A 7,893-nucleotide genomic window follows, 5' to 3' on the forward strand; every position below is an offset into this window, starting at 1 on the left:
AGTGTAAATATCACTTTTTATTTTGACAGGTACTTGTTAATTTTTCTGCTGGTTCTATGTAAGAACAGTAAATTTGAAATTAGCAAAAATCCAATTATTACAACACACAAAATTAAAATAAATAAATTAATTTCTGTATTTAAAATAATATTCCAGATTATTAAAATTCCCAAAGGAAAAATTACAAAAGAAGTCCGACTGCCTGGAGAAAATTTTCTATATTTAACTGCATCATACATATGCGGTATTAAATGGACAATATATACAATAAATAATGACAGCACTATTTCATATATATTAAACTCACTTGCTGTAAAGAGTAATATTGAAGAAATTATAAATTCTTCAGCAATCATTAATGAAATTGTTTCTGTTGATGGATAATTTTCTTTTTTCTTTAAGAATAATTCATTTTTCATATGTTTTACTATCTTATTTTTCTCTATAAATTTTTTTATAAAAATAATTTCTTCAAATTCATGTATCATAAATAACACTATCGCCATAAATGACAATTTGTATATTTCCATTTTTACATTTCCTCCTCAAAAATCGACAACGTCATCCCATCCAGTTTTATTTTCTTTGCTAAAAATTTCCCTTTCCCTCTTGCAGCTAAAAATGCACAAGGCTCAGAAACCCCGTAAACTCCAATAGTTTTTTTCACATATTCTGATTTTTCCTCAATCAAATCTTCCATTTTCAAAATATCTTCCTTACCAAAGAATTTAATTGGGATTCTAAGTTCCTCCATTGCCTCAAGAAGTCCTGTTTCATCTAATTTTACCCAAGCGGATGCTACCATTTTTATGGCAGAAAGCTCTAAATTCCATTTCTCCATTGCATATTTTAATTTTTCTATAATGTGTTCCTTGCTAACTCCTCTCCTGCAGCCAATTCCAATAAAAATATTTTGCGGAACAATTTTGGAAATTTCAATATTTTTTCGATTTGACACAATTATCGCTCCTGCACTATTTTCATTAATATCTACAATATTTTTGGGTAAATGCAGACTTACATTTTCTCCATTCACAATTAATGAAGTTATTTTTTTTGCTCCATCCAAATCTTCCAATTTTGCCTTAATTTTCTGTGACAGCATATCGACTGCTATTTTTCCACCAACATCAGACGCCGTAGTAATCACAGGAATAGCTCCAATTCCATCAGCAATTTTTTTACATTCTTCATTTGCCCCTCCAAGATGTCCTGAAAGTAATGAAATAACAAAATTGGCATGATCATCAACAGTAATTACCGCAGGATCAGTATCTTTACTCTTGAATTTTCCGTCAATAATTCTCACAACTGCCCCAGTTGCCGCAACAAATATATGTAAATCATATTCATTAAATGTTTTTTCCAGCAAAATCGGCATTCTTTCGTTTATTACAAACAAATTTTTGTTATTTTCACTTTCAAGATTAAGTAAATTAGCCACTCTTTCTGAAACATAGATATGTAAGTCATTGTAAACATTTTCTTTTATTTTCAGACAAGTTTCGTACCCATTTTTACTCACACAGTAAATTGCTGTTCTCATTTTTTCTCCCTTTTCTCATTTGATTTTAAAATCACTTTTTTATGATTATTCCTCCAGTTTTTTCATTATTTCATAAAGTTTACTTTTTTCTAGTTTATTTGAAAAATCTGTACTTTCTTTTTCGTCAGCTGATACCAATGTTGATATTATTCTTAAATACATATTTTCTAATATGATACTGTATTTTATTGAATCTTCTGTCATTTTTTCATTATTCGCAACATTTTTTAAATAATAATCAGTTGCCTCTTTTACAGTTTTTGTCTTAAATCCTCCTGCCTGTTTCAAATCTTTTTGCATTATCTCGTTAATTTTTGAAAGATTTAATAACAAGTCAAAAGAATAGACTAACTCATCTACAACACCAAATTCTCTTTTGTTTTCTTCTGTCTGAAAGAAATCTTTAACAATCTTTATTTTTTCAACTTGTTTTTTAGCTATTTCCTGCATTTTTGTCATCTTTTTTTCATTAGTTGCCGTATTTACCATAAATTCATTAAAATCTTTGCTGTCTTTTAACATATCTATATCCATCGTTACTATTTAAATTATAAACAGCAGGTTTATCCTTGTATTTTTCTTTAATTTTGTTAAAATATGTTTGAGCTTTTTTCTTTTCTCCAATTTGATAATAATATAATCCTGTTACGCTCCATCTTTCAAAATCGGTAATTCCTTTATCTTTTAAGTTTTCTTCGTTTATTTTTTGTGCCTTTAAAGTATTCTTATTTCCACCTTTTTTCAAATACATTGTCGATAAATATTGTTTAACCACGATATTATTTCTGTCTTTTTTCAACAGCATTTCTGCTTTGGCAATCAAACTGTCAATTTCATCTTGCTGTGGAATAATCGACATTTCACCTCTTGAATCTAACAAAAAATCAGATGTTTCATCAATTATATTTTGCTTCACTCCTCTTTTTGAAAGCGTTTCCTTAACATTTTCCCTCAAAGTATACGCATTCAGGCCAAAACACATTGTTAAAAAAACTGTAATTGTATAAATTATTTTTTTCATAACTAATCTTCCTTTCTGTTTTTTTCTTTTTTGAAAAATTTTCTAAACTTCCATCCTAAACACATTAATTACTGCCGTTTCATAAGGGTGAACTTCTTTTACCAAATAATATGCCAATTCTTCAAAATTCCTTTTAACTCTGAATCTTATTATTTTTTCGTTGGCAACACTTGCTTTTCCAACTTCCCCGTCAAAAGGACTTCCACCTTCCAACGTTTTCCAATGTCCAGTTACATCAGCTGTAGAATATACATCTGCATAAAATCCTTCCGTCAAAAGCGAATATTTTTGCAAGTTTTCCACAATCTTTTCCACATAATTTTCTGGTACAAAAACTTCAAAACAGCTATATTGTTTCTTGAATTCCAACTTTGAGCTAATTAAATTGTCATTTTCGTAATTTAAAGTCAAATAAAAGAATGGGAAATTTTTAAACAATAATTTCAAAAATATTTTATCACCTTCCCACAATTCCAAATCCAAAATTTCATTTTTTGGAATCCATTTCAAATCTCCTTCATCACATTCTTTTTCTATCCCAGTAAAGTCAGAACTTGTATAAACATACATAAATAAAGGCTCATCTTCATTATAGTTAAAAATTACCAGCCCTTTGTATTTATAATTATTCAGTTTGTATCCTGTTTCTTCAAATACTTCTCTCATCAAACATTGCTCGGGCGTTTCTCCTGTTTCCAGCTTTCCACCTACGCCAATCCATTTACCCTTATTTATATCAATTTCTTTTTTATTTCTGTATAACATCAAATATTTATTATCCTTTTCAAGATAACATAATGTTGCAATCATTTCTTTCTCCTCTTTTTATAACTTATTTTCCAAATACTTTTTCAAAATCGGAATATGACTAGTTTCAGGAGTTCTGCTTGCAAAAACCATTGTAACATTCCTTGAAATTAGTTCAATTTTTATTTTTTGTAAAAACTTATCAAAATCAGGATTTTTTTCTAATTCATTCAAATATCCTGCTGCAAACGTTTCAAAATCAATTTTTCCTTTGTGGTAATCTTCCCTAAGCTCCTTTGTAGGCGTAATTTCCTTTGCCCAGTAATCAATTTTGATATCTTCTTTTTTTATCCCCCTTGCCCATAACCTGTCTACAAATACTCTAAAGCCATCAGTTTCTTTCGTTTTTTCATAAATTCTTTTCCAATTTAGTTTATTCATTTTTAATCTTTCCTTTTTTGAATTTATATTTTTTATAATTATATCATATTTTCTAGAAAAATACTTTTAAATTTTGTAATGAGTTCAAATTGCTATATAAAAAATAATGGTTAATTTTTTTTAATTTTCATAGTAAAATCTTCTAAATTATTACTTAAATTTTATATCAATATAATTAACTATTTTTGCTAAATGTATAATAAAATCACTTTAAAACAGAATTCAAAAGGTATGATTATTCTATAAGGAGTCTAAGGATATTTTTATTAATAATATGATATTAAAGGAGTTCGAGCAGTTTCACAGGTTAATAATACAAATAATAAATATTTATTTTATATAATCAGGAATACTTGAAAAGCATAATAAATTGAGTTAAACAAGTTTTATCAAGAAATTTACAAATGAAAAACTAATAAGAAAATGTTATAATATCCTTTAGAAAAAATTATTAGATATGAAAAGAGGAAAGAAAAGTAAAATGGGAAAAAAAGTAAAAATTGGAAAAAAAAGTAAAAAAATAATATTTTTTATGGCGTTTTTAGCTGTATCAGCATTTTCATTTGCCAAAGGGGAAGATTATCACGATTATAAAGCATTGTTAATTGGAGATGTCAATGGAAATATTATAAAGGAAGACAACAGTTCAGCAGTTCGTCCATTAGCATCGGTTACTAAAATTATGACATCAATATTGACGCTGGATAAAATAAAAAGTGGGCAGATTTCATATGATGATAAAGTAACAGTTTCATCTAAAGCCGCATCAGTTCCATACGGAATAAAATTAACGGCTGGAAAGCAGTATACAGTAAGGGATCTATTAAAAGCAACAATTATTAAATCGTCAAATAATGCAGCCTATGCTCTTGCTGAATATGTTGGAGGAGATGTTTCAAATTTTGTACGTTCAATGAATGAAAAGGCCAGAAGTTATGGATTAAATTCACTTAGATATTGTTCTCCAAACGGATTGCCACCTAGCTATACAGGTTCATGTATGGATCAGGGAAATGCACGTGACTTGTACAAGCTGGCTCAGATAACATTAAAAGATTACAGTGAATATCTAAACTTTTCAAAAAATAAAACTGATTATGTAGATAATGGAAATACAAAAGTAACTTCAACAAATACGCTTTTAGGAAATGTGCTTGGAGTAGATGGAATAAAAACAGGTTATCACAATGCAGCAGGTTCTAACATTGTTTTAACGGCAAATAGGGGAAATGATAGAATGATTGCTATCATTTTAGGTTCAAACAGGGCCAAAGACAGAAATGCAATAGGAACAAAAGAAATAAATGATTATTATGCAAATGGCTATGCAAGAAAAACAAATGCAAATACTAATACTAATACTAATACTAATACTAATTACACTACTAATAATAACACAGCTGCTAATAATAATTACAATACTGAAAATAATGGAAATACACAAAAAGTTAATAAAATAGAACAATTCTTCAATATGATTTTTAGAAAGAATAACAATGAAAATTCAGCTAAAAAAATGAAAATTATAAGTAAAAGTGATGTGGTAGCAACAGCAACAATAGGAAGTAATAAATACAACTTATATCCAACCAAAGATGTTGAAATAACGGCTACTCAACGTCCTAACTTAAATTACACAGTAAATTTAAATTCAGGAATCACTAAAAAAAGTGTTGGAAAAGTTGTAGGTACATATGTTGCAACTGATGGAACATTAACCTACAGCGGAGAATTAATTATGAAATAAAGTAAATTAAAGTAAAAAAGAGCTGTTTTTTAACGGCTCAATTTTATTGCTTAATTAATAATTTTAGAAATAACAATTGTGTAGAAAGACTAATTAACAGTTGCATCTAAACCAGCATAAGCGACTATTTTCTTATCACTGGATCGCCTAGTTCAGCGAGTATGACAGCTCCTGTTACATAGCCTATGCCAGATATTGTAAAAATTGGTGTATTCAGGTTTTTTACAATTGATTCTATTTCATTCTCAATGAGTTTTGCCTGATCTTCGATTACCTTAATCTGTTCAATTAAGCATTTAATCTGTATAGAGTAGGAACTAAGGGCAAATTTAACTCCAAAAGAAGATTGGGATATTTGTTTAAGACTGTTTAATTTAATAGTTGCAGATTTTTTTTAAGGTAATATTCCTTAAAACTTTTTCAAAATCTGAAGTACACAGGAAGCGTCACCATCTAACTAATCCGTAAATACTTTATCAGAAGAGGCATCACTCTTTCTAACGAAGTTAAAACAACAAGGAAAAACCGATGTCACTCTATCTAATTAAGTATATTATATAAATAAAAAATATATAATCAATATAAAAAATTTAAAGAAAGGAGCTTGTATAATGTAACTATATTATACAAGGAAGTAAAATGTCAATTGGTGTATTTGACTCTGGAATTGGAGGACTGACAGTATTAAAGGAAATTAGAAAAGTTCTGCCAAGTGAAAAAATATATTATCTTGGGGATACCGCAAGAGTCCCATATGGAGAAAAGACAAAGGAACTAATTATCCGATATTCAAAAGAAATAGTTGAATTTTTGTTAGAAAAAAATGTAAGTGCTATTGTAGTGGCTTGTAATACAGCGACAGCCTTAGCTTTAAACGAGTTAAAAGAAATATTTAAAATTCCAATTATAGGAGTAATTGAAGCAGGTGCAAGAACGGCAATAAATACTACACAAAATGGGAAAATTGGAGTTATAGGAACAAAAGCGACGATAAAATCAGGAAAATATGAAGAAGAAATAAAACTTTTCAACACAAAGGCAGAAGTTCTTCAGAAAGCATGCCCACTTTTTGTGCCTGCAGTGGAAGAAGGAATTTTAAGCGGAAAATTAGTAAATCAAATAATAAAAACATATCTTGATGATTTTGAAGGGGAAATTGACACATTAATATTAGGATGTACTCATTATCCACTATTAAAAGATGCTATCAGCCAAATTTATCCAGCTATAAAAATAGTGGATCCAGCAAAAGAAACGGCTCTAGATTTAAAAAATATTTTGCAAAAAAATGAATTTCTAAAGAATGATGCCAGAAAAAATGAAGAGGTAAAATACTATGTAACAGATGGACGGGAAAAATTTAAAGAAATTGGCATTATGTTTTTAGAAGAAAATATTAATGAAGTGGAATTGATAAAATTATAAAATAAATAATCATACTATAAAATTAATTATAAAATATTTTAAAGGAAAGGAAATAAATGTTTGAATATATTTCTGGGAAATTAACAATAAAAAAAATTGATTATGTAGCTCTAGACATAAATGGTTTAGCATATAAAATTCATGTATCTTTAAAAACATTTGAAAAATTAGATAATATTGGAAATCCTGAAAAATTATATATTCATACAAATGTAAAAGAAGATGATATTTCATTGTATGGATTTAAAACACAAAATGAAAGGGAACTTTTCAAAGCATTAATAAGTATAAGCGGTGTAGGGCCTAAACTTGGAATTGCCATATTATCAACTTTTAATACACGAGAAATTATTGACATTGTAAATGAAAATGAATCAAAAATTTTTACAAGAGTTCCAGGGCTGGGAATAAAAAAAGCACAAAAAATAATTTTAGACTTAAAAGATAAAGTAAAAAAACTGGATTTAGTAGAATCAATTGAAGAAATAAGTGATATATCATCAAGTAAATTAATAATATCAAATACTTCAAATCCAAAATTACTATTAATGAAGGAAGATTTAAAACTAGCTTTGGAATCTTTAGGATATACAAATACTGATGTTACAAAATGGATAACAGACAATGAATTAATACAGTTAAAAGATATAAGTGAAGCTATAAAAATAATTTTACAAAAAATTCAAAAATAAAAAGAATTTAAAAAGCATTGAAATATTAAATAAATATCTTGAAATAAACTAAAATAATTTATTGAAACAATAGTTTAAAAATCAAGAAATAATAAGCACTTTCTAAGAAATAAAAAACAGACTACGAATAAAAATATGAAAAAATCCAAATAAAATGAAAAAAAGTAGTTGACAAAGAAATCTAATTATGATAATATATATCCTGTCGATACGAAATGTGTCGCAGGACAATTGAGATAAGAATAGAAGAAGCAACAATGTGTAAAAGATAAAT

9 protein-coding genes are annotated in these 7,893 nt (G+C 27.7%); 3 read left to right on the plus strand and 6 right to left on the minus strand.

Annotation, left to right across the window (positions count from 1 at the left end):
* Positions 1-17: 17 nt before the first annotated feature.
* From K324_RS0107030 to K324_RS0107055, 6 genes are read right to left on the minus strand one after another with little or no spacing between them, the layout of a single operon-like run.
* Positions 18-530: an HXXEE domain-containing protein gene (locus K324_RS0107030; RefSeq protein WP_026748542.1), complete on the minus strand. Its 513-nt coding sequence runs from the start codon at positions 528-530 to the stop codon at positions 18-20.
* A 2-nt stretch (positions 531-532) separates the two neighbouring features.
* Positions 533-1,546, minus strand: coding sequence for a cobalt-precorrin 5A hydrolase (gene cbiG / locus K324_RS0107035; RefSeq protein WP_026748543.1), 1,014 nt, complete (start codon positions 1,544-1,546; stop codon positions 533-535).
* A gap of 45 nt (positions 1,547-1,591) precedes the next feature.
* Positions 1,592-2,068, minus strand: a complete 477-nt coding sequence (locus K324_RS0107040) for a hypothetical protein (protein ID WP_026748544.1) — start codon at positions 2,066-2,068, stop codon at positions 1,592-1,594.
* Complete coding sequence (locus tag K324_RS0107045) at positions 2,043-2,567, minus strand: hypothetical protein (protein WP_026748545.1); 525 nt, start codon at positions 2,565-2,567, stop codon at positions 2,043-2,045. The genes K324_RS0107040 and K324_RS0107045 overlap by 26 nt, the downstream gene beginning before the upstream one ends.
* Positions 2,568-2,609: 42 nt before the next feature.
* The gene (locus K324_RS0107050; RefSeq protein WP_026748546.1) at positions 2,610-3,377 is read right to left on the minus strand and encodes an NUDIX domain-containing protein; all 768 of its coding nucleotides are present in this window, start codon (positions 3,375-3,377) and stop codon (positions 2,610-2,612) included.
* A gap of 15 nt (positions 3,378-3,392) precedes the next feature.
* Complete coding sequence (locus tag K324_RS0107055) at positions 3,393-3,755, minus strand: DUF488 domain-containing protein (RefSeq protein WP_026748547.1); 363 nt, start codon at positions 3,753-3,755, stop codon at positions 3,393-3,395.
* 481 nt (positions 3,756-4,236) lie between these two features.
* On the opposite strand from K324_RS0107055, the gene K324_RS0107060 reads away from it, so the two are divergent.
* From K324_RS0107060 to ruvA, 3 genes are all read left to right on the plus strand, one after another.
* Positions 4,237-5,502, plus strand: coding sequence for a D-alanyl-D-alanine carboxypeptidase family protein (locus K324_RS0107060; RefSeq protein WP_026748548.1), 1,266 nt, complete (start codon positions 4,237-4,239; stop codon positions 5,500-5,502).
* Positions 5,503-6,141: 639 nt separating this feature from the next.
* Positions 6,142-6,927, plus strand: coding sequence for a glutamate racemase (murI, locus tag K324_RS0107065; protein WP_026748549.1), 786 nt, complete (start codon positions 6,142-6,144; stop codon positions 6,925-6,927).
* A gap of 56 nt (positions 6,928-6,983) precedes the next feature.
* Positions 6,984-7,619, plus strand: a complete 636-nt coding sequence (gene ruvA / locus K324_RS0107070; protein ID WP_026748550.1) for a Holliday junction branch migration protein RuvA — start codon at positions 6,984-6,986, stop codon at positions 7,617-7,619.
* Positions 7,620-7,893 lie beyond the last annotated feature (274 nt).

This window comes from Leptotrichia trevisanii DSM 22070 (genome assembly GCF_000482505.1).
Lineage (GTDB): Bacteria > Fusobacteriota > Fusobacteriia > Fusobacteriales > Leptotrichiaceae > Leptotrichia > Leptotrichia trevisanii.